Raw genomic sequence first — 24,669 nt, forward strand, 5'->3', positions numbered from 1 at the left:
AAAAAAAACCACCATGCGGCACAATCAATGCCTTTGCATGGTGGTGGATGTGGTCGGAAGGGTTATCAAACTGTTTGGCCAGCAGGTCTTCCAGCTCGGTGGAACGGGCCGGATAATATAAACCTGCAACGGCACTTGGGCGAATCGAAATCATGATATTTATCCTCAACTCTTAGGCCTTGGATGATTGAGTATTCGCCTCGCAATCGGGATTTTCAAGCAAGTATTTTGCCTTAAAAATGATCAACACCCGAACTCCTGATTTTCCGGGCGTTGATCTCTTACAGGAAAAATTCCCTAAATATCAATGTGGTAACGATGAGACAAAGTGGTGCGCAAACCACTGAAATCTAATGAATTATGCTTCACCTTTCAGTAGTAAGGCTTCATATTCTTCCATGGTTATAATGCCGCCTTCCAATGCTACTTTGGCCTTTTCCTCATCGCCAATAACATCTTGAACTGCATCCAACCGCTTCCAGACGGGGAGAGGGGTTTGGCACTCAACTTTAGGGACATATCGTGATTCGCTGATACGTTGATAGCGATGAATATAGCGAGGACAATTCTGGAACATGTCTTCAATGGTCACTTTGACGACCAGCTCAGCTTCATGAAACATTGCCAGATCGGCCGGGTCACGACTGAGTTCAGCAGTGCCATGTACGCGAACCCTATGCGGGGTTTCAAAATCGATAAACAACATACCGATTTTTTTATGTGCATCGATATTGCCCATTGACAGATACATGCCATTGCCATCAAGGCTTGGAAACGCCAGCGTTTTGTCATCAAGTATTTTCACAAAGCCAACCTCTCCACCTTTGTGGGAGCAGGTAGGAAAGCCGCGATGATCAACCGTCGACAGAAAAAAGAAATCTCGGCTGGCGATAAAGTCCCGATGCTGCTCAGTTATGTAATCGGTAATGATCGCTTCACCAACCCGATCCGCCAGTTTTACTTGATTAAATTCTTGCTGCAGTTGACGGTGCTGGGCACCATAGATTTCAGTCATGGGTTTTCTCTCTCAAAGTAATATTGATTTTTATGACCCACAGTTGAGCATTGTCTCTGTGAGCTGTCAAATAGTTCAACAATCCAGCCAGGGCGCATTACGGGCGAAATAATTTTGTAAATAGGTAATCAAAATCTGACTGCGTCTTGGTAGATAACGTGTTTGTGGATAGACGGCGAAAATGCCAAGTTCATTGTCGTGCATATAATCACGCAAAATCACCTGTAATTGACCAGACTGCACGGCTTGATAACAAATGAAGTCGGGAGAGGTGATAATTCCCTGTCCCGCGATAGCTGCATCACAAAGAAAATTGCCATTATTTGCCGAAAGCTTTCCCTGTAAATGTATGCTGATTGGGCTGCCATCCTGCTGAAACTGCCAGCTTTCAGAGCTATTACGATAATGCAAAATGGCATGACCATTCGTCAGATCGGTTGGGATAAGTGGGGTGCCATGAAAAGCCAGATATTGAGGACTGGCGCAGACAACCAGCCGCGTAGAAGACAATTTTTTAGCAATTAGTGTCGAGTCATCCAATCGGGCGATACGAATCGCCAAATCAAACCCGTCAGCAATCAGATCCACCAACCGATCATTAAAATCCACCGACATTTCAATCAATGGGTGTATCAACTGAAATTCCTGCAAGGCCGGACCGAGGTGCATAAGTCCAAATGATACGGGAGCCGAGATGCGTAATTTGCCACTTAGTTCGGCTTCAATATCTGAGATTTGTGCTTCGGCCTCGGCGATATCATCCAGTAACCGTAAACAATGCTGATAGTACCGGTGGCCAGCCTCTGTAAGCGTTTGACGGCGTGTTGTTCGTTGCAGCAGTGTCACATTTAAACGCTTTTCCAGATCTTTCAACCGTCGGCTGACAGCAGATTTCACTGTATCTAACTGATCAGCTGCCAGGCTGATACTGCCAGCTTCGACAATACGTTTAAAGGTTTGCATATCTTCAATTTGATTCACAAGATTCCCTTGAATTGTTCATTTTATATCAACAATAATTTCTTTATAGCATGCTTTAACAAAAATTCAAGAACTATAAAATGGCACCGTACTTCATTAAAAAGGAAATAAAAATGTTTAGTAATTCTGCAGATTTGGCCGGTCGAATTTTACTGTCAGTACTGTTCCTCAGTGGCGGTTTAAGCAAGCTAGGCGCTGGTTATGATGGTACTGCCCAATACATGAGTGCGATGGGGATTGCTCCGGCCTTATTACCATTGGTGATAGCAACTGAAATAGTGGGAGCTATTGCCATCATTGTCGGTTTTAAAACACGTATCGCCGCCTTTTTACTGGCGGGTTTTTCGATTCTATCCGCGGTGTTTTTTCACCTTGATTTTGCCGATCAAATGCAAAGTATTTTGTTTATGAAAAATATCGCGATTGCCGGTGGTTTTTTGATGTTAGTCAGCCATGGTGCAAGACGTTTTTCATTTGATGCAGCACTGGCTGCACGTATATAAGGAAATCGAAGATGCAACAATTAAACGTATTACAAATTAATGCCAGTAGCCGTTATGACGGTTCATTAACAAGGGCTGTTTCTTCTCAGTTAACGGATATCCTTACGGATCAAAATGAAGTGACAGTCCAACAACGCGATGTCGCAACCGGCTTGCCATTTATAAATGAAGAGTGGGTTAATGCGAATTTCACTGACCCGTCAGAACGTAATGAGGTGCAGAAACAAGTTTTAAGCTTGTCTGATCAGTTGATTAATGAACTCAAAGCAGCAGATATCGTGGTGATGGCGGTGCCAATCTATAATTTTGGTATACCTGCAGCACTCAAAGCCTGGATAGATCTGGTTGCCAGAGCGCGTGAAACCTTTCGTTATACTGAAAATGGTCCTGTCGGCCTGCTGGAAAATAAAAAGGTTTATCTGGTGATGGCTTCTGGTGGTGTTCCACTTGAAAGTGAAGTCGATTTTGCCAGTCAGTATTTAAAATTTTTCATGCAGTTTATTGGTATCAGCGATGTCACATTGGTTAATGCCAATCACTATTTTGAACAGCCGGACAGCAGCGAGAAATTGGCTGCATTGATCGCGGCGTAAGGAGGCCATCATGGCACAACAACGTGAAGTAAAAAAATGGATCCGCGGTCAAATGACTTCGGATGGGGCAGGGGTAACATTAAGACGATTGATTGCTTCGCATGAAATCGATATGTTGGATCCGTTTTTACTATTTGATGCGTTTGGCAGCGATAAGCCCGCAGATTACATCGCGGGTTTTCCGCCTCACCCGCATCGCGGTTTTGAGACAGTGACTTATATGCTTGCTGGCAAAATGCGTCATGAGGATAGCGCTGGTAATGCCGGGGTAATTGAAACTGGTGGGGTGCAGTGGATGACAGCCGGAAGGGGCATTATCCACTCAGAGAAACCTGAACAGGAAGCCGGCTTATTGGCAGGGTTTCAGTTATGGGTGAATTTACCCGCCGAGCAGAAAATGATGGCGCCGCGTTATCAGGAAAAAGCCGCTGGTGAGATTGCAATTGAAACGCGTGATGGTGGCTTAACAGTAAAAGTGGTTGCTGGTGAGACTCTTCATGGCACCAAAGGAGTGATTGATAACAGTTTTGTGGAAGCGGTTTATTTCGTGATTGATGCGCCTGCTGGTAGCGTGTTTGAGGATCGCATACCGAGTACGCATAATGCTTTTATCTATGTCGCAACTGGAAGAATCAGTATTGGGGATAAACCTACTTCAATAGGTGCATCGCAACTGGCCGTTTTAAAAGAAGGTGATTTGGTGAAGGCGGTCGCAGAACAGGACAGCACCTTCATTGTGGTCGCAGGCAAACCGCTTAACGAACCGGTTGAACGAGCAGGACCCTTTGTGATGAACACTCGTGCGGAACTGGAACAGGCTTTTGCAGATTATCGCAGTGGCCAGTTTGCCTAAGCTAAGCTAAAGCCCGGAGTTATCCGGGCTTTTTTTTGGGTATTATCTACAAAGCTTCAATTTATATATGGGCGTGACAGTGCAAAGTAAAAAGTTTTTCTTATTGGGCGTTGTGCTTTGCTGTTTGTTTGCAATGGCGTTATATCAATTGGCAAACTCAAGACAATGGCAATTATTTGGCAATATTGTCAGTCAGGTGAAAACAGAAGAGAAAGTTGTTGCATTAACGCTGGATGATGGGCCGTCGATGCGCTACACCGAAGCCATTTTACAACTTTTGGATGTCTACCATGTAAAAGCTACTTTTTTTGTGGTGGGGCAGGACAGTCAGCGTTTTATGCAACAGACCAAAAAAATTGTCCAACAGGGTCATGAACTCGGTAACCATTCTTATACTCACCCATCCATGTTGTTTAAATCACTTTCCACCATCCGTCAGGAAATTGAACAAACCGATAAAGTGATAAGGCAGGCCGGGTATCAGGGCGATATCCATTTTCGAGCACCGTATACTCAAAAACTGCTGGTACTTCCATGGTATCTCAACCAAACCAATCGGCTGAATATTTCCTGGAATTTGGGACCAGATTCTCATAGCACGAGGGCTGTAAAAAAAGAGGCAGAAAGTATAGCGCAGTATGTGCTGGATAACGTTCAGCCTGGTTCCATAATTCTTTTGCATGTGATGTATGAAAATGGTGAAGCTTCCCGTGAGGCATTACCGCTTATTATTCGCGGACTACAACAGCAGGGATATGCTTTTTTAACAATTTCAGAACTCTTAAAAAGGGATCAGCGCTAACGTTGATTTTCAAAAAATACTAGTTGTTTTTACCAAGTGAAAATTTGGGATCATAGGTAAAAGGTGTTAACTTGGATTAGCACACCCCATCAGAACCCTTATTTCCCTTTAATTTACGTTAAATCAGGAGGCCTCTTGATGAAAATGTATGCCAAATTTGCCGCGATGATTTTAACATCCACCCTCATTATGTTCGGGTTGATGTATCTCAATACCTATCAGATTGATCACGTGTTTTTCAGTGAAACCCGTAGCTATATGGCGCTTATTATGGGTGCCACCATGGCCATCGTTATGCTGAGCTTTATGTGGCACATGTATAGCAATGTCATGCTGAATTTTGTGATTTACGTTGTTAGCATTGTTATATTTTGTGTCTCATTATGGTTAGTCAGGAGTCAGACTACCGTGGACGATGTATCGTATATGAAAGCCATGATTCCGCATCACTCCATTGCTATATTAACCAGTGAAAGAGCACAGATTAGTGACCCACGAGTGCGAGAACTGGCCAATGAGATTATTGAGTCACAACGTCAGGAGATCGACGAGATGAAAATGTTGATAAAGGATCTGCAGAGCAAGCAATGAGCAGATCCATATAACTCTGACTGAGTGTAACAGCGCAAGAAAATAAACGACTCACGCTTTTATGCGACTATACGCTTTTAAGGTAGTAGAACATCATGAGTGCAGTGGATTTGTTTGATTATTGGATCATCGCGATCGCCGCGTTATTTGTCATTGTAAATCCACTGACGACGGCATTTATGTTTGTATCGTTATTACCTCGAACCTCTGAGTCGACCCGAAGAGCAGTTGCCAAACGATCCACCTTGATCGCAACCGGTGTGTTTTTTGTATTTGCCTTACTTGGTGGTCTGATTTTCAAGATATTTGGTATTACCATTGAAGCCTTTCGCATTGCCGGAGGACTGATTTTATTCGGTATTGCCATGAGCATGATTCATAAAGGGCTGGATGAAGGTGAAACCAGCAGTGCTTCGGATCCGAACAATGATGGCAAAATTGCCAGAGATATTTCCGTCATCCCGTTAGCGATACCCTTTATGAGTGGGCCGGGGGCCATTGCGACAGTGATGATTTTGACCAGTGAAGCGCCCACAGCCTGGCATTTAATCGTCGTTTTTGCTGCCATATTGCTGACCACGGGATCGTGCTATCTGGCAATGGTGTATTCCCATTTTTTGGTACGGTATCTCGGCGAGACGGGTAAAGAAATTGTGACTCGTATCTTTGGCATTATTCTTTCGGTCATCGCAGTACAATTTGTCATTAACGGCGTGTTAGAGATCTACGCAGGGCTTTAGCCGGTTTCACTTTCGGCGGGACTAACCAAGTGAACCCTCCTCAGTACAACCGCAGCCCGACTTTAATAATCTTATCACCATCGACTTCATTGACTACCCAGTGAATGCCGTGCCAGTCCACATCATCGCCCACCACCGGATGACCCCCGACACGCCGGGAAATAAATTCACTCAGTGTCATGCCATGTTCAGCAGAACTGATAACCAGTCCATAAGCCTTGGCAACATCGGACAACAATGCATCACCTCGTAAAGTAAATGACCCGAAAAAGGCTTCACGATTTTTCAGTTTTGAATGCCCACTAAAAATCTGATTCAGTGCCTCCAGATCCTCATTACGACTTATCACGCAGATGGTGTCATTCAGTTTCAGTTCCGTGCTGCCTTTAGGATGTAACATCACGTGATTTCGGAATAAGGCAGATATCAATGTGCCAGAAGGAAAACGCAGTAATCTAATGGCCTGACCATCCAGTTGTTCATTTTCAATTCGGTAGACGAACATTTCATAATCATTTTCTGGCAGTATTCCCAACGCACCCTGATGATTCGGGCGAATACCTACAGGCACCTCCACCCGCATCCAACGAGCCATTACAGACAACGTGCTGCCTTGAATCAGCAGCGACAGTAAGACAACCGCAAAAGCGACGTTGAAGTACAGAGAGGCATTTTCCACCCCACCTATTACCGGGAAAATAGCTAAAACAATTGGCACCGCGCCACGTAAACCTACCCATGATATGAATCCCAGTTCACGCCAGCGAAAGCGGAAAAAAGGTTTGATGGATAGAAATACAGCCAACGGTCTGGCGATAAAAATCAATGCCAGAGCTATGACTAATGAGGGCAGGGCGTATTGCAGTAGTTCACTCGGATTGACCAGCAAGCCCAATATCAAAAACAGGCCAATCTGGCTTAGCCAGGCCAGCCCGTCATGTACGGGGAGAATAAAGGTCAAATGGCGTCCGGGTTGATTACCGATCATCAAGCCGCATAAATAAATAGCGAGAAAGCCGCTGCCGCCGATCGCGCCAGTTAAACCAAATACACTAAAGCCCAGTGCAAGCGCCAGCATGGCATAGAGACCTGGCGCCAAATCCATCCAGCTGAGCAATCTTGCAATCAACCAGCCTCCACCGAGACCAATAATCAGACCAAAACCAAATTGCTGTAATAAAAACCAAACTGTATCAAGTGGGCCGCCAATTTCGCCGGTCAGCAATTCGACCAGCATAATGGTCAGAAAAATTGCCATCGGATCGTTGGTGCCAGATTCAATTTCGAGTGTGGCTCCGACACGTTCGTTAAGATTAATTCCCCGGCCGCTAAGCATTGAAAATACGGCGGCGGCATCCGTAGAACCGATAATGGCACCAATCAACAATCCTTCAAACAGACTCAGATCAAACACCCACATGGCTAATAAACCGATGCTGCCACTGGTCAATAATACGCCGAGCGTGGCCAGTGAAAGTGCGGGTTTGAACCCAACCCGAAAGGTTTTTAACCGGGTGCGTAATCCGCCATCCAGGAGAATCATTGCCAGCGCCAGATGGCCTATGAGAAACGCCATCGAATAATCGTCAAACTGAATGCCCAGAATACCTTCTTCACCTGCCAACATGCCTAAGGCCAAAAAGATGATGAGTAAGGGAAGGCCAAACCTGGATGAAAGCCTACTGCCGAGAATGCTAAGTGCTATAAGCAGGCCACCTAAAAGAAAAAGTGTGTTGATAAAATCCATGTTAAACCTTGAAAAACGATAAGGGGAATTATTACACACCAGCTACTCATCTTGTCTGCTGATTCCGGTATAAAGTGAGATTTTTTGTATTTCACGGTTTGTAGTGACAGAGATAAAAAAAACCGGCTGAGCCGGTTTTTTTATCTAATAAATCAGAAGTTTATAGCTATTTCATAAACGGATAATCAATATAACCTTTCTCATCTCCACCATAAAAACTTTCCGGATCCGGTTGATTTAACGGTGAATTTGTCGCAAATCGCTCTGGCAGATCCGGGTTAGCAATAAATAACTTTCCAAACGAGATTAAATCGGCTTTATCCTCTTTTAGGGCTTTGTTACCGGAAGCAAAATCATAATTACTGTTTGTCATATAGATTCCATTCCATAATTCTCGTAGTGAGGAGATATCAAAACTCGGCCCGGCGGCTCCCGGATTTTCTGCGCCCATTTCGGTGATATGCAAATAACCCAGATCAAATTTATTCAACGCTTTCACGATATAGCTAAATGTCGCCTTGGGATCAGAGTCATACAAATCATTAAATGGTTGTAAGGGTGAAAGGCGGATACCGACTTTCTTGGAATCCCAAATTTCGCATACCGCAGCTGTCACTTCCATAATGAGGCGGGCACGGTTCTCGATGCTGCCACCATACTGATCATCCCGTTTATTACTGCCATCACGTAAAAACTGATCAAGCAGATAACCATTGGCGGCATGAATTTCAACACCATCAAAACCTGCTTCAACCGCACAACACGCCGCATGACGGTATTGTTCGATAATTTTGGGGATATCGGCTGTTGCTATAGCTTGCGGAGTTTCATAAGGCTTCATACCCTCGTATGTATACACTTCACCTGCCGGTTTAATGGCAGAGGGTGCTAGCGGTTTCATCCCATTAGGTAGCATAGAGCTATGCGATACGCGACCACAATGCCATAACTGGACAAAAATTAAGCCTTCTTCTTTGTGAACGGCATCAGTGACTTTACGCCATGCAACAATCTGATCTTCGGAATGAATGCCGGGTGTTAAAGGATATCCCAATGCATCCTCGGCTATTTGAGTCCCTTCACTGATAATCAGCCCTGCAGAGGCACGCTGTTTATAATAGGTCACATTCATTTCGGTTGGAAGCAGGCCTTCTCCAGCTCTATTGCGGGTTAACGGCGCCATAACCAATCTGTTTTTTAAGGTCTGGTTACCGATTTTAATGGGTGAAAGCAAAGTAATATCCTGCGATTGGCTCATGAAATACCTCAAGCGTGAAAATAAAAAGATGTAGAAACAGTTGATAGGTTCAGAAAACGATTGGCTTACATAAATACAATTATGTTTTCAAGACATGGTGATGGATTCGAACACCCATAAAGGTAGAACATTCGGCTGACTGGATCGGAAAGCTGATAAAACAGGCATTACTGTAGCTGGTTTATTGTTGTTTTGCCTTTGCTTTTTGTTTCGCCTCAAGCTGCGATTTCAGAAATTCCAATTTTTCCGGTACGGCATCGCAACTATCTGCTGCACTGCCGCAACGTGAACAATTCAAGGCAAACCAGGCCGCATCAATGACATCACTGCGAATCTCTTCTTCTACCTGTTTGGCTGTCCCGACCATGGATCGGGCTCGAGTCTGAATATATCCATGCTGATTTTTGCACTGCATCACATCAAGCGGCTGGTTGAAGTCGTATTGTTCATGTAACTGCAAACCGACTTGATATTGGTAGAGCATTTCCTGATAAACCAGTCTTAGTGGGTCACCTGTACCCAGTTGGGAAACAGCACCAGCATTAGCCATCATTGGCGAACAAAGTAAAAGCAGAATAAATGTCAGTTTCATATGATTTTTTCCAGGAAAAATTCCTATATTACTCACAGCTTAATGTAATTTTAAACTATATGCATCGGCAAATTCCTTACTGTTAAACTGGTAAGGAATGGACTATTAAGGTCTAAACTAACAACAGTAAGGTGAACGCAACGTGAATAGAGGACAATCAATGATGGCAAGTGAATTGAGAGTCATTGCGCCGCTTGGTGAGCAAATTCATTTTGCTATTGGTATCAGCCCGGTGGGAAATGTACTTGTTGCTGAATCAGCCAAGGGTATTTGTGCCGTTTATTTGGGCAAATCTGCAAAAGAGCTGATGTTAAGCCTGCAAAAGCAGTTTCCGGCAGCAAAATGTGTAGACGGTGGAAACGGGATAAAAAATACGCTCTCCAGAGTGATTGAGCTTATCCTTAACCCACAAAAAATCAGCGATTTTAAGCTGGATTTACGCGGCACCGATTTTCAACAACAGGTTTGGCAAGCCTTACAGGAAATACCTGTTGGTTCGACGATCAGTTACAGCGATATCGCTGAAAAAATGCATAACCCAGGCGCGGTAAGAGCTATTGCCAGTGCCTGCGGCGCCAACAATATCGCGGTTATCATTCCTTGTCATCGCGTGATTCGCAAAGATGGTTCATTATCAGGCTATCGTTGGGGGGTAGAAAATAAACATGCTTTATTACGTCGAGAAAAGGTGATGTTGACCTAATGACGGCAGATTTATTTGCCAGCGATGAGATGTCACTATCAGAGCAGATTTTGCCGGATGTGTTTTTTTTAAAAGAGTTTGCGCTGGGCCATACAGAACAACTGTTAACGGCTATCAGCTGTATTGAGGCACAATCGGCTTTTCGCAAAATGCAGACACCCGGGGGCTTTTATATGTCTGCTGCGATAACCAATTGTGGTGAAGTAGGCTGGCATAGTGACGGTCATGGTTATCGTTATAGTCAAGTGGATCCTTTGACGCAACAAAAGTGGCCACCCATGCCAGCGTGTTTTCTACAACTGGCTCAAAGTGCAGCTCAACGAGCCGGATTTGAACATTTTCATCCTGATGTCTGTTTGATAAATCGTTATGAAGTCGGTGCCAAAATGGGATTACATCAGGATAAGGACGAAAAAGACTTTTCTCAGCCAATTGTGTCGGTGTCTCTGGGCTTACCCATCATTTTTCAGTTTGGCGGTCCGAAAAGAAATGATCCCAAACAACGCATTCAACTGGAACATGGTGATGTTATTGTCTGGGGTGGATCTGCAAGACGCTTTTATCATGGTGTATTAACGTTAAAGCCCGGCCAACATGATATGACCGGCCCTTATCGCTACAATCTGACGTTTCGACGTGCGGGCTAAGTTAACTTAAGCCCACTTTACGCGCCAATTCCATGGTACGCATGCTGTAACCCCACTCATTGTCGTACCAGGCGTAAATCTTCACTTGCGTTCCGTTGGTGACCATAGTGGATAACGCATCGATAATACTGGAGCGGGGATCACCGCGGAAATCACTAGAAACGAGTGGCCTTGCTTCAAACCCCAAAATACCTTGCAAAGTATTGTCTGCTGCGGATTTTAACAGGTCATTCACTTCTTCAACTGAGGTTGGTCGTTCTACTTCAAACACACAATCCGTTAACGATGCATTGGCCAGCGGTACTCTGACAGCATGTCCGTTAAGACGACCTTTTAATTCAGGAAAAATCTCGGTAATGGCGGTGGCACTGCCGGTGGTTGTGGGAATCAGGTTATTACCTGACATACGTGCCCGGCGAAGATCTTTGTGAGGCGTATCCATAATGGACTGTGTATTGGTCAAGTCATGAATAGTAGTAATCATGCCGTGTTTAATCCCCAGGGATTGATGTATTACTTTAACCACCGGCGCCAGGCAGTTGGTGGTGCAGGAAGCCGCCGTCACAATGTGATGCGTATCGGGATCATAAATATCATCATTAACACCCATCACGATATTTAAAATACCGGGTTGTTTGACTGGTGCCGTGACCACTACACGTTTAACCCCTTGATCCAGATAAGCCTGTAACAAGCTGCTGTCACGCATCTTGCCTGAGGCTTCGATAACCACATCACAACCTGACCAATCCGTGTCTGGAATGGCTTTATTCGCAGTGACTCTTAGGTTGCTTTGACCGACAGAAAGCGTATTTTCATGCGCTTCAGCTTGATGGTTCCAGCGGCCATGGACCGAATCAAAATTCAGTAAATGAGCGTGTGTTACCGCATCACCAGCCGGATCATTGATTTGGACAAATTCAACTTCTGGCCAATCCCATGCCGCACGCAAACATAATCGTCCAATACGGCCGAAACCATTAATACCAACTTTAATTTTCATGATAAATCCTTGTGAAACCAATGCCGTGTTTGATTGGCAAAATAGACTAATGTCAGCATGACTGGCACTTCTACCAAAACACCAACCACGGTTGCCAGAGCTGCACCTGAATTCAATCCAAATAATGAGATAGCAACTGCCACCGCCATTTCAAAAAAATTTGAGGTTCCAATTAAGCAGGCAGGCGCAGCCACATCATGTTGCAACCGCATTTTGAGCGCTGCGAAATAACCCAGAGCAAATATCCCATAGGTCTGGATCAGTAAGGGAATAGCGATAAGTAGGATAATAAAAGGTTGTTGCAGAATGGTTTCGGCCTGAAAACCAAATAACAAAACGACCGTTGCCAACAGTCCCATGATGGACCAGGGTTTGACATGATTTAAAAAACGACTCAGGAACAGTAAGCCGTGGTTTTTCATAATGTGTTGACGGGTAAAAAAGCCCGCTATTAAAGGTAATAACACATACAACACGACAGAAATTAATAAGGTTTCCCATGGCACCGTAAGGTCAGTAATGCCCAGTAAAAAAGCGGCGATTGGGGCAAAGGCAAAAATCATAATGATGTCATTGAGCGACACCTGTACCAGCGTGTAGTTGGCATCCCCCTTAACTAACTGACTCCAGATAAACACCATGGCCGTACAAGGCGCGACACCTAATAAAATCATCCCGGCGATATATTCATCAGCGGATTGTGGATCGACCCAGCCGGCAAAAAAGACTTTGAAAAACAGCCATCCCAACCCTGCCATGGTGAAGGGTTTGACTAACCAGTTGATCACCAGAGTCAGCCAGATACCCTGGGGTCGTTTACCTACATCTTTAATGGCAGTGAAATCTACCTGGACCATCATTGGATAAATCATTAACCAGATAAATATGGCAATCAGCAAGTTCACCTGAGCGTATTCCAAACCGGCTATCAGATTGAAAGTGTCTGGAAACAGGTTGCCTAAATACAGGCCGGCCACAATGCTTAATCCCACCCAAACTGATAAATAACGTTCAAAAATGCCCATATCAGGTCATGGCTCCTATTCGTTTTAATTCTGTACTGATATCTGCTGACGATAATTCAGCCAATGGTAGATGGCATAAGGCTTCAACCCGACTTTCGAGTAATTGTATTAATGCATCAAAACAGTGATTACGTTCAGCTGTATCGGCTATATGAGAGGCATCAGTCAGCCCCCAATGTGCTTTGACTGCCTTACCAAACCAGACTGGACAACTTTCTCCAGCAGCTTGATCACAGACAGTGATGACGATGTCTGGGTGATAATCGCTTAACGCTTCCCATGATTTGCTATGCAAACCTTCAGTGTTGTAGCCGTGTTGAACCAGTTTTTCTAGCGTCTGCGGAAAAACCTTTCCGGCAGGGGAACTGCCAGCACTTGCGGCAATAAATTTATCACCTGCCTGTTGCCGAAATATCGCTTCAGCCAGAATGCTGCGACAGGCATTATGGGTGCACAGAAAAAGCAATTTTACGGGTTTGGTGACCATAATATATGTTTATCCATATATGTTTGATTAAAATTTTTAGCAGCAATTACTCAAGCGTTGTAACTTCGCTAAATCCTCTCTGAAAAATTTCGGCTTACTTTGATACGCTGCGTCAATGGATTGAATAGCCCAAGCGGGGAGAGCAGGGTTCAGGCGGTAATAAACCCATTGACCCTGTCTTCTATCAAGCAACAGACCATTTTGTCTGAGCAGTGCCAGATGGCGTGAGATTTTCGGTTGGCTGATTTGCAGGGCAGATAGCAGTTCACAAACGCACAAGTCATTTTGATCGACAATCAGTAGGACTATACGCAGACGGGTTTCATCAGCCAGGCACTTGTGAAAACTCAATAAATCCATTGCAAGTTACATTTGTTTATTCATATATGTGAAAAATCATATATCAAATATATTTTATGTCAATCCACTAATTGCCAACTTTCTTCACCAATTTGAAAAATATCACCTGCTACCATTTGTCGGCGTTTACGAGTTTCCACTTCACCATTTACTTTAACGTGACCTTCGGCAACGATATTTTTAGCTTCGGCACCGCTGTCAGCAATACCTTCAAACTTCAGAATCTTGAACAGTTCTACCGGACTTTTTGTAATGTGAACCGGGGTAATTTGATTGGCCATATATGGCTCCATTTATTTAGTTGAAAATACTCTTTGGATCACGTTTTGGCGATGACATTCGCTCTACAATCAATACACCCAGAATGGCGCAATGAAAGGAAGCACAGCCATGAAAACGCAACAGGCTTTAGTCAGGTTACTGCAGTATTCGATCATAGTGGTGATGATATACCCGCTTTATTACGTTTGGGAGACTGATAACATCAAATCAGCATGCCAACAAATCAAACCGGGCATGTCCTACAACAATACGATGCTTATATTGGATAGTTATGGTCTGTCGTTCAGTCGTGTTAACGGCGATTACGCACAGGGTGAAAAATGGAAAGGACTGATTGAATCCAAAGCATCTTTTAATGGTTATGCGTGTGAAATTCGTGGTTTTGGCAATCAGATTGCGGGTGTCAGAATGATTAAAGGCGAACAAATCACTCCCTGAAAATGCCTATCTCAGGGAGCGATATTTGTCGTTCGTTAACTTGCTACATAGTTAATCAGGATACCTGCTGCCACAGCAGAACCGATTACACCAGCCACATTTGGTCCCATTGCATGCATTAACAGGAAATTATGCTTATCGGCTTCAAGCCCCAGCTTATTGGAAACCCGCGCTGCCATAGGTACCGCCGACACACCGGCAGAGCCGATTAATGGGTTGATGGGCTCTTTGGTCAGTTTATTCAATATTTTGGCCATAATCACACCGGATGCTGTACCGATAGCAAACGCCAACATACCTAACACCAAAATACCCAGTGTCATTTCATTCAAAAAGCTTTCGGCACTTAATTTTGAACCCACAGCCAAGCCCAGAAAAATGGTGACTGTATTAATCAGTGAGTTCTGTGTAGTGTTGCTAAGACGATCAACCACCGCACATTCTTTCATCAAGTTACCAAAACAGAACATACCCAATAATGGTGCTGCATCAGGCAGGAACAAAGCGACCAGGATCAATAACAGCAATGGAAAAACGATTTTTTCCCGCTGTGATACCGGGCGTTGTTGATGCATACGGATTTTGCGTTCTTTTTCATTGGTCAGTGCACGCATAATCGGTGGTTGTATTAAAGGTACCAGCGCCATGTAGGAGTATGATGCCACTGCAATGGCACCCAGTAAGTCTGGTGCGAGTTTACTCGCCACATATATAGAAGTCGGGCCGTCAGCGCCACCGATGATACCGATGGCAGCAGCATCAGCAAGGCTGAAATCAAAAATGCCGAAATAGGAAAGTACAACAGCGCCCATTAATGTTGCAAAAATACCAAACTGGGCAGCAGCGCCAAGAAACAATGTTTTTGGATTGGCGAGTAAAGGTCCAAAGTCGGTCATGGCCCCAACGCCCATGAAAATGATTAACGGAAACGCACCACTTTCAATTCCGACAACGTAAAACAGATGCAAAATACCACCGGCTTCAGCCAGACCTGCACCGGGAATATTGGCGAGTACGCCACCAAAACCGATAGGAACCAGCAATAAAGGCTCAAAATTCTTTTTGATTGCCAGATATAACAACAACATACCAATCAGGATCATGATGGCCTGACCCAGTTCCATTTGATAGAAGCCCGTGGCTTCCCATAGATGTAATAACTTATCCATTAGTGTAGCCCTTAAGCGATTGAAACAAGTGTGTCACCGACTTTAACGGTGTCACCTGGTTTGACGTTGATTGAAGTCACCGTACCGTCATGTTCGGCCACTATCTGTGTTTCCATTTTCATCGCTTCTAAAATCAGGAGTACTTCACCTTCCTGAACGGCTTGTCCCTGGGAAACCATGATTTTCCATATATTGCCGGACAGTGGTGCTTTAACTGCAACGCCTTCACTTGCTGCTGGCTGGCTGGGTTGCAGCGCTTGTGAGCTATCAATCTGACTGATATCACCACCTTCATTGATTTGAACTACATACTGCTGACCATTGACTGAAATAGTGTAGGTTTCAGGGGCACCAGCCGTTTTGGCCTGGGTGGATGATTCATGACTGGCTTCCGCGGTTGGCAAAGGTTCGAATGCATCCGGGTTGCCACGGTTTTTAAGAAATTTAATCGCGGTTTGATTGAACAGGGCAAATGTTAAAACATCATCAATCTGTCTTTCACCTTGTTCCAGCGTGAAATTTTCTGTTTCTGCCAACGAAATTAACTCGTTGGTCAGTTTATCCATTTCATCTTCCAGCAAGTCGGCAGGGCGACAGCTGATTGCCTCTTCACCGTTGAGTACACGTTTTTGCAATTCAGCATTAAATGGTGCCGGAGCTGAGCCGTATTCTCCGCGTAAAACGCCCTGGGTTTCTTCGGTAATAGATTTATAGCGCTCGCCAGTTAACACATTGATAACCGCTTGTGAGCCGACGATTTGGGAAGTAGGGGTCACCAGAGGGATAAAACCGAGATCTTCACGTACCCGAGGGATTTCGTGTAACACCTCATCCATACGATCCAGTGCATTTTGTTCACGCAACTGGTTTTCCATATTGGTCAACATGCCGCCTGGCACCTGTGCAACCAGAATACGTGAATCTACACCGCGCAAGCTGCCTTCAAATTTGGCATATTTTTTACGAATATCACGGAAATAAGCGGCAATTTCTTCCAGTAACTCAATGTTTAATCCGGTATCGCTGTCGGTGCCTTCAAAAATCGAAACAACCGATTCTGTAGCTGAATGACCATAGGTCATCGACATAGAGGAGATAGCAGTATCGACATTATCAATTCCGGCCTCCACACATTTCATAATGGTGGCAGTGGACAAACCTGTTGTAGCGTGAGATTGCATATGTATCGGGATATCAATGGTTTGCTTAAGACTTTTAACAAGTTCGTAAGCTTTGTAAGGCTTAAGCAAACCAGCCATATCTTTAATGCACAAGGAGTGCGCGCCCATATCTTCAATGCGTTTGGCCATATCCAGCCACATTTGCAGATCATGTACCGGGCTGATGGTATAAGCCATGGTGCCTTGTGCATGCTTTTCATTTTCCAAAACAGCCTTGATAGCGACTTCAAGGTTACGTGGATCATTCATCGCATCGAAAACGCGGAATACGTCTACGCCATTAATACTGGCTCTTTCAACAAATTTACGCACCACATCATCTGCGTAATGGCGATATCCCAATAAGTTTTGTCCACGTAACAACATTTGTTGTGGCGTGTTGGGCATGGCTTGTTTGAGACTACGAATTCTGTGCCAGGGATCTTCACCGAGGTAGCGGATGCAAGCATCAAATGTTGCGCCGCCCCAGGTTTCTACGGACCAATAACCGACTTGATCCAGTTTGTCGGCAATCGGCAACATGTCGTCTAAACGAAGTCGGGTGGCAAATAGGGATTGATGTGCATCACGCAGAACTACATCGGTGATGCCAAGTTTTTTCTTTGCTTCGGTCATAGTATGGCCTTGTGATTTACGAGTTCATGGAGCGACTTGGCGTCACTTGTTTTTACGATATTTGTGTATTGCGCTGGATAAAACCGTGAGTAATGTTGAATCCTGTGGCGATGGTGAGACGTTTTTGTTGGTTGTTGATTGATGCTGGCCTAATACGGCAGTCGGAGCTGGAATACCTTCTGCGGGAAGGGCGCCAACACTTTTTTCGTAGCGGGTTATGACCCACGACATTAAGGTGGTCACCAGCACTAGTACGGTCAAAAACACAAATACAAAACCCATGCCGGTCAGCATGAGGGTTAATCCTTCTGACATAAGGGTGGATTCATCCATCTGTTAGCCTCTGATTTTTTTTGAAATAGTTAACAGCCTGCAGCGTATTCCACTGTAAACAGCCGCAAAGTATAGCATTGTTGATTTAAGTCACATATTTCGTTTATGCAAAACGCGGTCTAACCGCCGTTATATCTGGTCTGAGGTGGTAATAAACAGCGCTTGTGTTTTACTCAATGGGACGGTAAAAAGAAGTCAATACAGATATTTTAAAACAGGCAGGATAACGATTCTGCTGCTGGAGATTTATGGAACATCATGTCCCTCTCATCAGCACCATCGCTGCCGGTTTCGGTCTGGCACTGATATTGGGATTTATCTCGGAAAAAATCAATGTTCCTGCTTTGGTGGGGTATTTGCTCGCAGGCATCCTGATTGGACCGAGTACACCGGGCTTTCATGCCGATGTCGATATTGCGGTTCAACTCTCCGAAATTGGTGTGATGTTGCTGATGTTTGGCGTGGGATTGCACTTTTCTCTTCATGATTTAATTGCCGTAAAACGTATTGCCTTACCCGGTGCGATTGTGCAAATGTCAATTGCAACATTACTCGGCACGATGCTGGCCATGAGTTGGGGGTGGACATTTGGACAGGGACTGGTTTTGGGTTTGTCATTATCCTGTGCTAGTACCGTGGTGTTATTAAAAGGCCTTGAAGCACAAGGTTTACTGGATACGATAAATGGCCGTATTGCGATAGGCTGGCTCGTGGTTGAGGATTTGGCCACCGTACTCATGCTGGTGTTGCTGCCTGCATTGGCAGGAATTCTTGGCGCAAGTGAAGCGTCAATTTCCGAAACACCACTCTGGCAAACCCTCAGTCAGATATTGTTGCAGGTCACGGCATTTGTCGCGCTAATGCTCATTGTGGGGCGTCGATTATTTCCCTGGCTCCTGTGGCAGGTTGCCGGGACCGGTTCACGTGAGTTATTTACGTTAGCAACGATTACAGCCGCTATCAGCATCGCCTATGGCGCAGCATTACTATTCAGTGTGTCGTTTGCTCTGGGCGCATTTTTTGCGGGCATGATGATGCGTGAGTCGGAGTTCAGCCATCGTGCTGCCCAAGAATCACTGCCGTTACGTGATGCCTTTTCGGTATTATTTTTTGTTGCAGTAGGCATGTTGTTCGACCCGGCGATTTTGCTGGAAGAACCGCTACATGTCCTCGCAGTGGTGGGCATAATTATTCTTGGCAAGTCGATGGCGGCAATGGGCTTGACGCTGGCATTTCGATATCCGCTGAATACGGCATTAACGGTTGCCGCCAGTCTGGCACAAATCGGCGAGTTCTCATTTATTCTGGCCGGGTTGGGGCTGACATTGGGTTTGTTACCGGCGGAAGGGATGAATCTGGTATTGGCTGGTGCGATAATCTCCATTGCGCTCAATCCGCTTTTGTTTTCTATCATCAATCCACTGCGTAAGTGGATTTTGATGCGCTCGTTTCTCGCCAGACGACTGGAGAGACGGCAGGATCCTTTTGCCCAATTACCCATGTCGACAGAAAGTAAATTTTTAAAGGGACAGGTGGTGCTGGTAGGCTTTGGTCGAGTTGGCAGTCGAGTGGCGGAAGCGCTTGATGAACGTCATATTCCCTATGTTGTGGCAGAACAAAACCGCGAACAGGTAGAAGCGTTACGCAAACAAGGTATTGCGGCCGTCGCCGGTAATGCTGCAGACCCGGCAGTATTAATACAAGCACACATTGCCAATGCTGCGATGTTGGTGATTGCCACGCCAGATCCAGTTGATATCAGGCAGATGGCAGATACTGCACGTAAATTAAACCCGGGAATAGAGATCGTACTGCGCACATATAACGCCGCAGAAGCCCAATTGCTGAGCAAAGAGGGTATTGGTAAAGTTTTTTTCAGTGAAGATGAACTGGCGAAAAGTATGACCAGTCACATCACTACACGGTTTGCACCGAATAACACTCAACAATGACTTCATAGCCGGAGTCTGAATTAAGAGGTCTGGATGACACCTGGAAAAGATGATTTTTGGTTCCTGCCGCTGGGCGGTTGTGGTGAAATTGGCATGAACCTCAATGCATACGGACATAACGGACGTTGGTTAATTGTGGATTGTGGAGTGACTTTCCAAGCTGAAGTTGACGAATTTGGCGAACCACTTAACAGTCAAAACCCACCGATTCAAATGGCAGATCCACAGTTTCTGATTGACCGTCGGCAGCAGCTGGATGGTCTGATCATTACCCATGCGCATGAGGACCATATTGGTGCCGTGCCCTATCTGTGGGAATATTTTCGTTGCCCCGTCTATACCACGGCATTTACCGCCGAAATGCTGCGACGTAAATTAGTTGAACAGGGCATAGCTGATAAAGTACCGGTGGTTGTGGTTGAAGCCAATGCCAAGCGTCAGATTGGGGTATTCCAGGTAGAGTGGTTAAAGCTCACCCATTCAATCCCGGAACCTTATGCATTACTGATTTCCACAGAAGCCGGAAAAGTCTTTCATACCGCCGATTGGAAACTCGATAAAGCCCCTGTTGTTGGTCAAGCATACGATGCCAGCGCCTTTCAGAAACTGGCTGAGTATCAGGTTGATGCAATGGTTTGTGATTCGACTAATGCCAATGTTCAAGGATGGTCAGAGTCTGAGGCCAACTTATATAAAGGGCTTAAATACCATGTAGAACAGGCCAAGGGCCGGGTGGTTGTGGCATGTTTTGGTAGCAATATTGCGCGATTACATACCTTGGCAAGAATTGCTGAAGAAACCGATCGACATTTAGGCCTGTTAGGGCGATCTCTTATCAACACCGTCTCTGCCGCTAAGAATGTCGGTTTATGGACCAGTGTTAAAACATCAGTCGATTCTGCGCATTTGGGCTATCTGCCTGCACATACGGTTTTATTGGTGGCGACTGGCAGTCAGGGCGAACCCCGAACTGCATTAAACCGATTGAGTCAGAACAGTTTTCGTGATTTGCAATTATCGCCTGGGGATACGGTAATTTTCAGTTCTAAAGTGATTCCTGGCAATGAATTGGCGATCGCCAATTTGATTGAGCGGCTTAAAGCCATGCAGATCGATGTGATTGATATCGATAACAGTGCGTTGCCGATTCATGCGTCAGGTCATCCTGCCAGTGAAGAGCTCAAAACCATGTATCAATGGGTACAACCTCAATGTGCAATTCCAGTTCACGGAGAGTTAATGCACATGAAAGCCAATGCCAAAATTGCCAAGGCCAGTGGGGTCAGACAACAGTTATTGGGACAAAATGGTGATTTGTTCTACATTGCCCCCGTCAACGGTATTCGTCGGGGTGCGGTGAAAACCGGTCGGTGGGGATTATTTGATCGAAAGGTGCTGAAAAAAATCTAGACTTTTCAGGACTTATTCAGAGTAACGCAAAGGCGCTCAGCGTGTCGTGATTGACACTTTTCATTCAAAAATGGAGGCGGAGGAAAGATCAATAAGCACTAGGCTTTTGCATCAAACTCAGGCCCTCGGCGCTCTGATGAAACACGTCTTTCAATTAAGGTTTTCTGTTTGTGTTTGCGTCGTTCACGACGCTGTCTTCGATCTTCCTGAATATTGCGCTGCGTTTTTTCCGCAGATGGTTGTCCAGGGTTAACCGGATGAGTGCTATACGTAATTAAAAAGTTGTTATGATAAATTCGTGATATATCCATCATGTTGACCTAACGTTACACGCGTCACTTAAATATATCGGTTAACTTTTTTATATCTTTAGTTTTTTCATCACGTTAACGTTTATCTTGGTTTTAAAAAAATGAACGATTCGCTGAAAATCGGCTTGGCATTAGGCAGTGGCGCGGCAAGAGGCTGGGCTCATATAGGCGTGATAAATGGCCTTGCAGCCGCCGGAATAAAACCGGATATTGTGGTGGGCACCTCTATCGGTGCTTTGGTGGGAGCGGCTTATCTCAGCGATAAACTATCTGCGCTGGAGAAGCAGCTGTTTGAATTAACCAAGTTGGAGACGGCTCGGTTTTTTAATATTGGTTTTCCTTTTAATGGTGTGGTGAATAAGGATAAATTACACCGGTTTCTCACAAAGTATGTCGCTGACGAATCTGTCACCATCGAGTCACTCCCGGCTCGCTATGCCAGCGTGGCAACTCACCTTCATACGGGCCAGGAAATTTGGAATACTGAGGGAAAATTACTTGAAGCGGTGTGGTCGTCCATTTCATTGCCAGGGTTATTTCCGGCGATTAAGCATCATGGTCGCTGGTTAATTGATGGCGGACTGGTCAACCCTGTTCCTGTTTCGGTATGTCGCGCATTAGGTGCCGATATTGTTATTGCCGTGAATCTCAATGGTGATATTTTAGGCAAACATTTGCATCAGAATCCCCCCGTTACAAAAAATGATCAAAGCGGCAGTCTGCTGGGGCAGCGTTTTGGTGAGTTTATTACCAACTACACTGGCAATCTGTTTGGTGATGATAAAACGCCCAAGGAAGATGTGCCTGATATGTTTGCCGCCATTGCGGCCTCAGTGAATATCACACAGGACAGAATTACCCGGAGCCGTATGGCAGGTGATCCGCCGGATGTCGTGCTGCAACCCCGTTTATCACATATTGGTTTACTGGAATTTTATCGGGCTGCGGAGGCCATAAAAGCCGGGGCCGAGAGTGTTGAAAAAAATCTGCCAGAAATTCAGTACATTCTGGGGAATATGGCGAATTAACCGTTGAAGGACATTTTTCGTCTTGGTGAAGAACCAACTTATATTTGCAACTGTCATGTCGTGAAGCTAAATTTTTAGTAGAAATCTACTGACAGCAACGTGACAAGCTGTCAGGCTGAACAAAATAAATAAAAATAACGTAACTCTACAGAGATATAGGCAAACGCATGAAAAATGGAAACGTGGGTATCAGTAAACTCTGGTTTTGGCTGGCATTAAGTTTTTTTGTGGTGATGTTCCTGTTGTTGATGGTTCAAATCGACAGGCAGTGGACCAAAATGAATGAAATGACCCGCATCATGGAGGAACAGGCTAAAGATATCCGCTCAACCAGGGGATTATTGCGTAACCTGGAACAGACTCTGCGCACCGCTGATTTCAGCAGTAACTCCAAGACCACCGGCACCACCACAACAGGCGTAAAAGAGACCGATGCTTTCGAACGGGCGCGCCGCGCGGTAGAACAAGAGGATTATGCTCAGGGTGATTGGTTGATGATGGCGTTTGGCAGCAATATCCGTACGCTTACCCCGTTAGTTTCGGCCGATGCCTATTCGGCCGAAGTACAACAATACGTACTGGAATCCTTATTAGTCAGAAATCCTGATACGCTGGAATGGAATGGATTACTAGCGGAAGACTGGTCTACCTCATCAGATGGTTTGACCATCACCTTTGCCTTACGCCGTGATATCACCTTCTCTGATGGCGAACCCTTAACCGCCAAAGACGTCGAATTTACCTTTAATTTCATTATGAACGAGGCGATTGCCGCCCCACGCAGTCGTGCCTATCTTTCGCGTATGGAACGAGTGACGGCGTTAGATGATTACCATGTGGAGTTTGTCTTCAAAGAACCTTATTTCAACAGTCTGCAATTGGCTGGCAGCCTGGAAATATTGCCGGAACATTTCTATGGAAAATATTTAGATGATCCACAAACCTTTAACGAAAGCCGTGGCTTGCTACTCGGTTCAGGTCCGTTTCGGTTAAGCAATCCAGAAGGGTGGTCTCCAGATAAAGGTGTGGTTGAACTGGTACGTAACCCACGCTACTGGGGCCCGGTCAGTGCATCGTTTGATCGTATTGTCTGGCGTATTATCGAAAACGACAGTGCTCGATTAACCACATTCCGTAACGGCGACATTGATGTTTACAGTGCGCGGCCACGTGAGTATCAAGATTTACTCGACGATCAAGGGATTGCCGAACGCAGTCAGAATTTTGAATATATGAGCCCAACAGCAGGCTACAGCTTCATTGCCTGGAATCAGGAACGTGGTGGTGAGAAAACTGTTTTTGCCGATAAACGGGTGCGTTTAGCGATGTCCATGCTTACAGATGTGGATCGGGTTTTGGAAGAAATTTTTCTCGGCTATGGTCAACCCGCTGCCAGTCCGTTTATGCCTGGCTCTGCCCAGCATGATAAAGCCAACAAGGCAGTGGGCTACAACATTGAAAAAGCCCGCGAATTATTGCTGGAAGCCGGTTTTCAGGACAGCAATAATGATGGCATTCTGGAAACCCCTGACGGCGAAAATTTTGAGTTTTCGCTGACCTATTTCCAGGACAGTGATGATACCCGCCGCATGGTATTGTTTTTACGCGACTTGTACGCTCGTTCGGGAATTATCATGAAACCAAATCCGACTGAATGGTCGGTAATGGTGGAAAATATTCAACAGAAAAACTTTGATGCCATCACCTTGGCCTGGACCTCAGGTATCGAAATTGATATCTATCAAATGTTCCATTCCAGCCAAACCGTTGAAGGCGGCGATAACTTTATTAATTATCGCAATCCGGAACTGGATGCCATTATTGATGCGGCTCGTGGCGAAGTAAACGAAGAAAAGCGCATGGAATTATGGCATCAGGCAGAAAAAATTCTGGTGGATGAGCAACCTTATACCTTCCTGTTCCGACGGAATACGATGGCCTTTATTGATCGGCGTATTCATAACCTGGAAAAAACCTCGCTGGGTCTGAATCTGATGAGTGTGCCGGTCGAGATATATGTGCCGGCCGAATTGCAGCATAGTCGATAGGC

General features: G+C 45.2%; 28 protein-coding genes. 13 read left to right on the forward strand and 15 right to left on the reverse strand.

Features of this window, described 5'->3' with window-relative positions; all coding sequences use genetic code 11:
* The 3 genes from amrB to LGT40_RS06305 all read right to left on the reverse strand — a co-directional run.
* Positions 1–154, reverse strand: a 154-nt coding sequence (gene amrB / locus LGT40_RS06295; protein ID WP_226343177.1) for an AmmeMemoRadiSam system protein B, incomplete at its 3' end; no start/stop codon positions are given.
* Positions 155–358: 204 nt separating this feature from the next.
* Positions 359–1,015: a pyridoxamine 5'-phosphate oxidase family protein gene (locus tag LGT40_RS06300; RefSeq protein ID WP_226070538.1), complete on the reverse strand. Its 657-nt coding sequence runs from the start codon at positions 1,013–1,015 to the stop codon at positions 359–361.
* A gap of 75 nt (positions 1,016–1,090) precedes the next feature.
* A complete protein-coding gene (locus tag LGT40_RS06305; RefSeq protein WP_226070537.1) occupies positions 1,091–1,996 on the reverse strand; it encodes a LysR family transcriptional regulator in 906 nt (301 codons plus the stop codon).
* A gap of 113 nt (positions 1,997–2,109) precedes the next feature.
* On the opposite strand from LGT40_RS06305, the gene LGT40_RS06310 reads away from it, so the two are divergent.
* From LGT40_RS06310 to LGT40_RS06335, 6 genes are all read left to right on the forward strand, one after another.
* The gene (locus LGT40_RS06310) at positions 2,110–2,499 is read left to right on the forward strand and encodes a DoxX family protein (RefSeq protein WP_226070536.1); all 390 of its coding nucleotides are present in this window, start codon (positions 2,110–2,112) and stop codon (positions 2,497–2,499) included.
* Between the two features lie 11 nt (positions 2,500–2,510).
* A complete protein-coding gene (locus tag LGT40_RS06315; RefSeq protein WP_226070534.1) occupies positions 2,511–3,092 on the forward strand; it encodes an FMN-dependent NADH-azoreductase in 582 nt (193 codons plus the stop codon).
* Positions 3,093–3,102: 10 nt separating this feature from the next.
* On the forward strand, positions 3,103–3,945 hold the full coding sequence (locus tag LGT40_RS06320; protein WP_226070531.1) for a pirin family protein: 843 nt from the start codon (positions 3,103–3,105) through the stop codon (positions 3,943–3,945).
* Positions 3,946–4,024: 79 nt separating this feature from the next.
* On the forward strand, positions 4,025–4,747 hold the full coding sequence (locus LGT40_RS06325; protein ID WP_226070530.1) for a polysaccharide deacetylase family protein: 723 nt from the start codon (positions 4,025–4,027) through the stop codon (positions 4,745–4,747).
* A gap of 138 nt (positions 4,748–4,885) precedes the next feature.
* Positions 4,886–5,338 (forward strand): DUF305 domain-containing protein, encoded by a 453-nt coding sequence (locus tag LGT40_RS06330; RefSeq protein ID WP_226070528.1) that lies wholly within the window; start codon positions 4,886–4,888, stop codon positions 5,336–5,338.
* Positions 5,339–5,433: 95 nt separating this feature from the next.
* Positions 5,434–6,078: a MarC family protein gene (locus LGT40_RS06335; RefSeq protein ID WP_226070526.1), complete on the forward strand. Its 645-nt coding sequence runs from the start codon at positions 5,434–5,436 to the stop codon at positions 6,076–6,078.
* A gap of 40 nt (positions 6,079–6,118) precedes the next feature.
* Here the strand turns inward: LGT40_RS06335 and LGT40_RS06340 are convergent, their stop codons facing one another.
* From LGT40_RS06340 to LGT40_RS06350, 3 genes are all read right to left on the reverse strand, one after another.
* The gene (locus LGT40_RS06340; RefSeq protein WP_226070524.1) at positions 6,119–7,825 is read right to left on the reverse strand and encodes a potassium/proton antiporter; all 1,707 of its coding nucleotides are present in this window, start codon (positions 7,823–7,825) and stop codon (positions 6,119–6,121) included.
* Positions 7,826–7,991: 166 nt separating this feature from the next.
* Positions 7,992–9,083 carry an alkene reductase gene (locus LGT40_RS06345; RefSeq protein WP_226070522.1) on the reverse strand — a complete coding sequence of 364 codons (1,092 nt, stop codon included), beginning with the start codon at positions 9,081–9,083 and terminating at the stop codon, positions 7,992–7,994.
* 181 nt (positions 9,084–9,264) lie between these two features.
* The gene (locus LGT40_RS06350; protein WP_226070521.1) at positions 9,265–9,675 is read right to left on the reverse strand and encodes a hypothetical protein; all 411 of its coding nucleotides are present in this window, start codon (positions 9,673–9,675) and stop codon (positions 9,265–9,267) included.
* 142 nt (positions 9,676–9,817) lie between these two features.
* On the opposite strand from LGT40_RS06350, the gene LGT40_RS06355 reads away from it, so the two are divergent.
* A complete protein-coding gene (locus LGT40_RS06355; protein ID WP_226070519.1) occupies positions 9,818–10,378 on the forward strand; it encodes a methylated-DNA--[protein]-cysteine S-methyltransferase in 561 nt (186 codons plus the stop codon).
* Positions 10,378–11,025, forward strand: coding sequence for a DNA oxidative demethylase AlkB (gene alkB, locus LGT40_RS06360; RefSeq protein WP_226070517.1), 648 nt, complete (start codon positions 10,378–10,380; stop codon positions 11,023–11,025). The genes LGT40_RS06355 and alkB overlap by 1 nt, the downstream gene beginning before the upstream one ends.
* A 1-nt stretch (position 11,026) precedes the next feature.
* Here the strand turns inward: alkB and LGT40_RS06365 are convergent, their stop codons facing one another.
* From LGT40_RS06365 to LGT40_RS06385, 5 genes are read right to left on the reverse strand one after another with little or no spacing between them, the layout of a single operon-like run.
* Positions 11,027–12,028: an ArsJ-associated glyceraldehyde-3-phosphate dehydrogenase gene (locus LGT40_RS06365; RefSeq protein ID WP_226070515.1), complete on the reverse strand. Its 1,002-nt coding sequence runs from the start codon at positions 12,026–12,028 to the stop codon at positions 11,027–11,029.
* Entirely contained in the window at positions 12,025–13,053 is a 1,029-nt protein-coding gene (arsB, locus tag LGT40_RS06370) for an ACR3 family arsenite efflux transporter (protein ID WP_226070513.1), read from the reverse strand. The genes LGT40_RS06365 and arsB overlap by 4 nt, the downstream gene beginning before the upstream one ends.
* 1 nt (position 13,054) lies before the next feature.
* Complete coding sequence (locus tag LGT40_RS06375) at positions 13,055–13,540, reverse strand: arsenate reductase ArsC (RefSeq protein ID WP_226070511.1); 486 nt, start codon at positions 13,538–13,540, stop codon at positions 13,055–13,057.
* A gap of 36 nt (positions 13,541–13,576) precedes the next feature.
* Entirely contained in the window at positions 13,577–13,900 is a 324-nt protein-coding gene (locus LGT40_RS06380; protein WP_226070509.1) for a metalloregulator ArsR/SmtB family transcription factor, read from the reverse strand.
* Positions 13,901–13,959: 59 nt separating this feature from the next.
* Positions 13,960–14,181, reverse strand: coding sequence for an RNA-binding S4 domain-containing protein (locus LGT40_RS06385; RefSeq protein ID WP_226070507.1), 222 nt, complete (start codon positions 14,179–14,181; stop codon positions 13,960–13,962).
* Positions 14,182–14,290: 109 nt separating this feature from the next.
* Between LGT40_RS06385 and LGT40_RS06390 the strand changes: the two genes are divergently transcribed.
* A complete protein-coding gene (locus LGT40_RS06390) occupies positions 14,291–14,620 on the forward strand; it encodes a hypothetical protein (protein WP_226070505.1) in 330 nt (109 codons plus the stop codon).
* 35 nt (positions 14,621–14,655) lie between these two features.
* On the opposite strand, the gene LGT40_RS06395 is transcribed toward LGT40_RS06390, so the two are convergent.
* From LGT40_RS06395 to LGT40_RS06405, 3 genes are read right to left on the reverse strand one after another with little or no spacing between them, the layout of a single operon-like run.
* A complete protein-coding gene (locus tag LGT40_RS06395; protein WP_226070504.1) occupies positions 14,656–15,789 on the reverse strand; it encodes a sodium ion-translocating decarboxylase subunit beta in 1,134 nt (377 codons plus the stop codon).
* Positions 15,790–15,800: 11 nt separating this feature from the next.
* A complete protein-coding gene (oadA, locus tag LGT40_RS06400; RefSeq protein WP_226070502.1) occupies positions 15,801–17,585 on the reverse strand; it encodes a sodium-extruding oxaloacetate decarboxylase subunit alpha in 1,785 nt (594 codons plus the stop codon).
* 42 nt (positions 17,586–17,627) lie between these two features.
* A complete protein-coding gene (locus tag LGT40_RS06405; protein WP_226070500.1) occupies positions 17,628–17,918 on the reverse strand; it encodes an OadG family transporter subunit in 291 nt (96 codons plus the stop codon).
* A gap of 248 nt (positions 17,919–18,166) precedes the next feature.
* Between LGT40_RS06405 and LGT40_RS06410 the strand changes: the two genes are divergently transcribed.
* A complete protein-coding gene (locus LGT40_RS06410; RefSeq protein WP_226070498.1) occupies positions 18,167–19,870 on the forward strand; it encodes a cation:proton antiporter domain-containing protein in 1,704 nt (567 codons plus the stop codon).
* Positions 19,871–19,903: 33 nt separating this feature from the next.
* Positions 19,904–21,280 carry a ribonuclease J gene (locus LGT40_RS06415; protein ID WP_226070496.1) on the forward strand — a complete coding sequence of 459 codons (1,377 nt, stop codon included), beginning with the start codon at positions 19,904–19,906 and terminating at the stop codon, positions 21,278–21,280.
* Between the two features lie 98 nt (positions 21,281–21,378).
* Here LGT40_RS06415 and LGT40_RS06420 read toward each other — a convergent pair whose 3' ends face one another.
* Positions 21,379–21,594, reverse strand: a complete 216-nt coding sequence (locus LGT40_RS06420; protein WP_226070494.1) for a hypothetical protein — start codon at positions 21,592–21,594, stop codon at positions 21,379–21,381.
* Positions 21,595–21,692: 98 nt separating this feature from the next.
* Between LGT40_RS06420 and LGT40_RS06425 the strand changes: the two genes are divergently transcribed.
* Together LGT40_RS06425 and LGT40_RS06430 are read left to right on the forward strand one after the other, a co-directional pair.
* Complete coding sequence (locus LGT40_RS06425; RefSeq protein ID WP_226070492.1) at positions 21,693–22,619, forward strand: patatin-like phospholipase family protein; 927 nt, start codon at positions 21,693–21,695, stop codon at positions 22,617–22,619.
* 167 nt (positions 22,620–22,786) lie between these two features.
* Entirely contained in the window at positions 22,787–24,667 is a 1,881-nt protein-coding gene (locus LGT40_RS06430) for a peptide-binding protein (protein WP_226070490.1), read from the forward strand.
* Positions 24,668–24,669: the final 2 nt, after the last annotated feature.

Source organism: Methylophaga pinxianii (genome assembly GCF_020447225.1).
Classification (GTDB): Bacteria; Pseudomonadota; Gammaproteobacteria; order Nitrosococcales; family Methylophagaceae; genus Methylophaga; species Methylophaga pinxianii.

Bases quoted from the DNA above. Each gene is read 5' to 3' on its own strand.
- LGT40_RS06300 (WP_226070538.1), bottom strand. From the start codon at position 1,015: ATGACTGAAATCTATGGTGCCCAGCACCGTCAACTGCAGCAAGAATTT.
- LGT40_RS06310 (WP_226070536.1), top strand. From the start codon at position 2,110: ATGTTTAGTAATTCTGCAGATTTGGCCGGTCGAATTTTACTGTCAGTA.
- LGT40_RS06315 (WP_226070534.1), top strand. From the start codon at position 2,511: ATGCAACAATTAAACGTATTACAAATTAATGCCAGTAGCCGTTATGAC.
- LGT40_RS06320 (WP_226070531.1), top strand. From the start codon at position 3,103: ATGGCACAACAACGTGAAGTAAAAAAATGGATCCGCGGTCAAATGACT.
- LGT40_RS06330 (WP_226070528.1), top strand. From the start codon at position 4,886: ATGAAAATGTATGCCAAATTTGCCGCGATGATTTTAACATCCACCCTC.
- LGT40_RS06335 (WP_226070526.1), top strand. From the start codon at position 5,434: ATGAGTGCAGTGGATTTGTTTGATTATTGGATCATCGCGATCGCCGCG.
- LGT40_RS06340 (WP_226070524.1), bottom strand. From the start codon at position 7,825: ATGGATTTTATCAACACACTTTTTCTTTTAGGTGGCCTGCTTATAGCA.
- LGT40_RS06345 (WP_226070522.1), bottom strand. From the start codon at position 9,083: ATGAGCCAATCGCAGGATATTACTTTGCTTTCACCCATTAAAATCGGT.
- LGT40_RS06350 (WP_226070521.1), bottom strand. From the start codon at position 9,675: ATGAAACTGACATTTATTCTGCTTTTACTTTGTTCGCCAATGATGGCT.
- alkB (WP_226070517.1), top strand. From the start codon at position 10,378: ATGACGGCAGATTTATTTGCCAGCGATGAGATGTCACTATCAGAGCAG.
- LGT40_RS06365 (WP_226070515.1), bottom strand. From the start codon at position 12,028: ATGAAAATTAAAGTTGGTATTAATGGTTTCGGCCGTATTGGACGATTA.
- arsB (WP_226070513.1), bottom strand. From the start codon at position 13,053: ATGGGCATTTTTGAACGTTATTTATCAGTTTGGGTGGGATTAAGCATT.
- LGT40_RS06375 (WP_226070511.1), bottom strand. From the start codon at position 13,540: ATGGTCACCAAACCCGTAAAATTGCTTTTTCTGTGCACCCATAATGCC.
- LGT40_RS06380 (WP_226070509.1), bottom strand. From the start codon at position 13,900: ATGGATTTATTGAGTTTTCACAAGTGCCTGGCTGATGAAACCCGTCTG.
- LGT40_RS06385 (WP_226070507.1), bottom strand. From the start codon at position 14,181: ATGGCCAATCAAATTACCCCGGTTCACATTACAAAAAGTCCGGTAGAA.
- LGT40_RS06390 (WP_226070505.1), top strand. From the start codon at position 14,291: ATGAAAACGCAACAGGCTTTAGTCAGGTTACTGCAGTATTCGATCATA.
- LGT40_RS06395 (WP_226070504.1), bottom strand. From the start codon at position 15,789: ATGGATAAGTTATTACATCTATGGGAAGCCACGGGCTTCTATCAAATG.
- oadA (WP_226070502.1), bottom strand. From the start codon at position 17,585: ATGACCGAAGCAAAGAAAAAACTTGGCATCACCGATGTAGTTCTGCGT.
- LGT40_RS06405 (WP_226070500.1), bottom strand. From the start codon at position 17,918: ATGGATGAATCCACCCTTATGTCAGAAGGATTAACCCTCATGCTGACC.
- LGT40_RS06410 (WP_226070498.1), top strand. From the start codon at position 18,167: ATGGAACATCATGTCCCTCTCATCAGCACCATCGCTGCCGGTTTCGGT.
- LGT40_RS06415 (WP_226070496.1), top strand. From the start codon at position 19,904: ATGACACCTGGAAAAGATGATTTTTGGTTCCTGCCGCTGGGCGGTTGT.
- LGT40_RS06420 (WP_226070494.1), bottom strand. From the start codon at position 21,594: ATGATGGATATATCACGAATTTATCATAACAACTTTTTAATTACGTAT.
- LGT40_RS06425 (WP_226070492.1), top strand. From the start codon at position 21,693: ATGAACGATTCGCTGAAAATCGGCTTGGCATTAGGCAGTGGCGCGGCA.
- LGT40_RS06430 (WP_226070490.1), top strand. From the start codon at position 22,787: ATGAAAAATGGAAACGTGGGTATCAGTAAACTCTGGTTTTGGCTGGCA.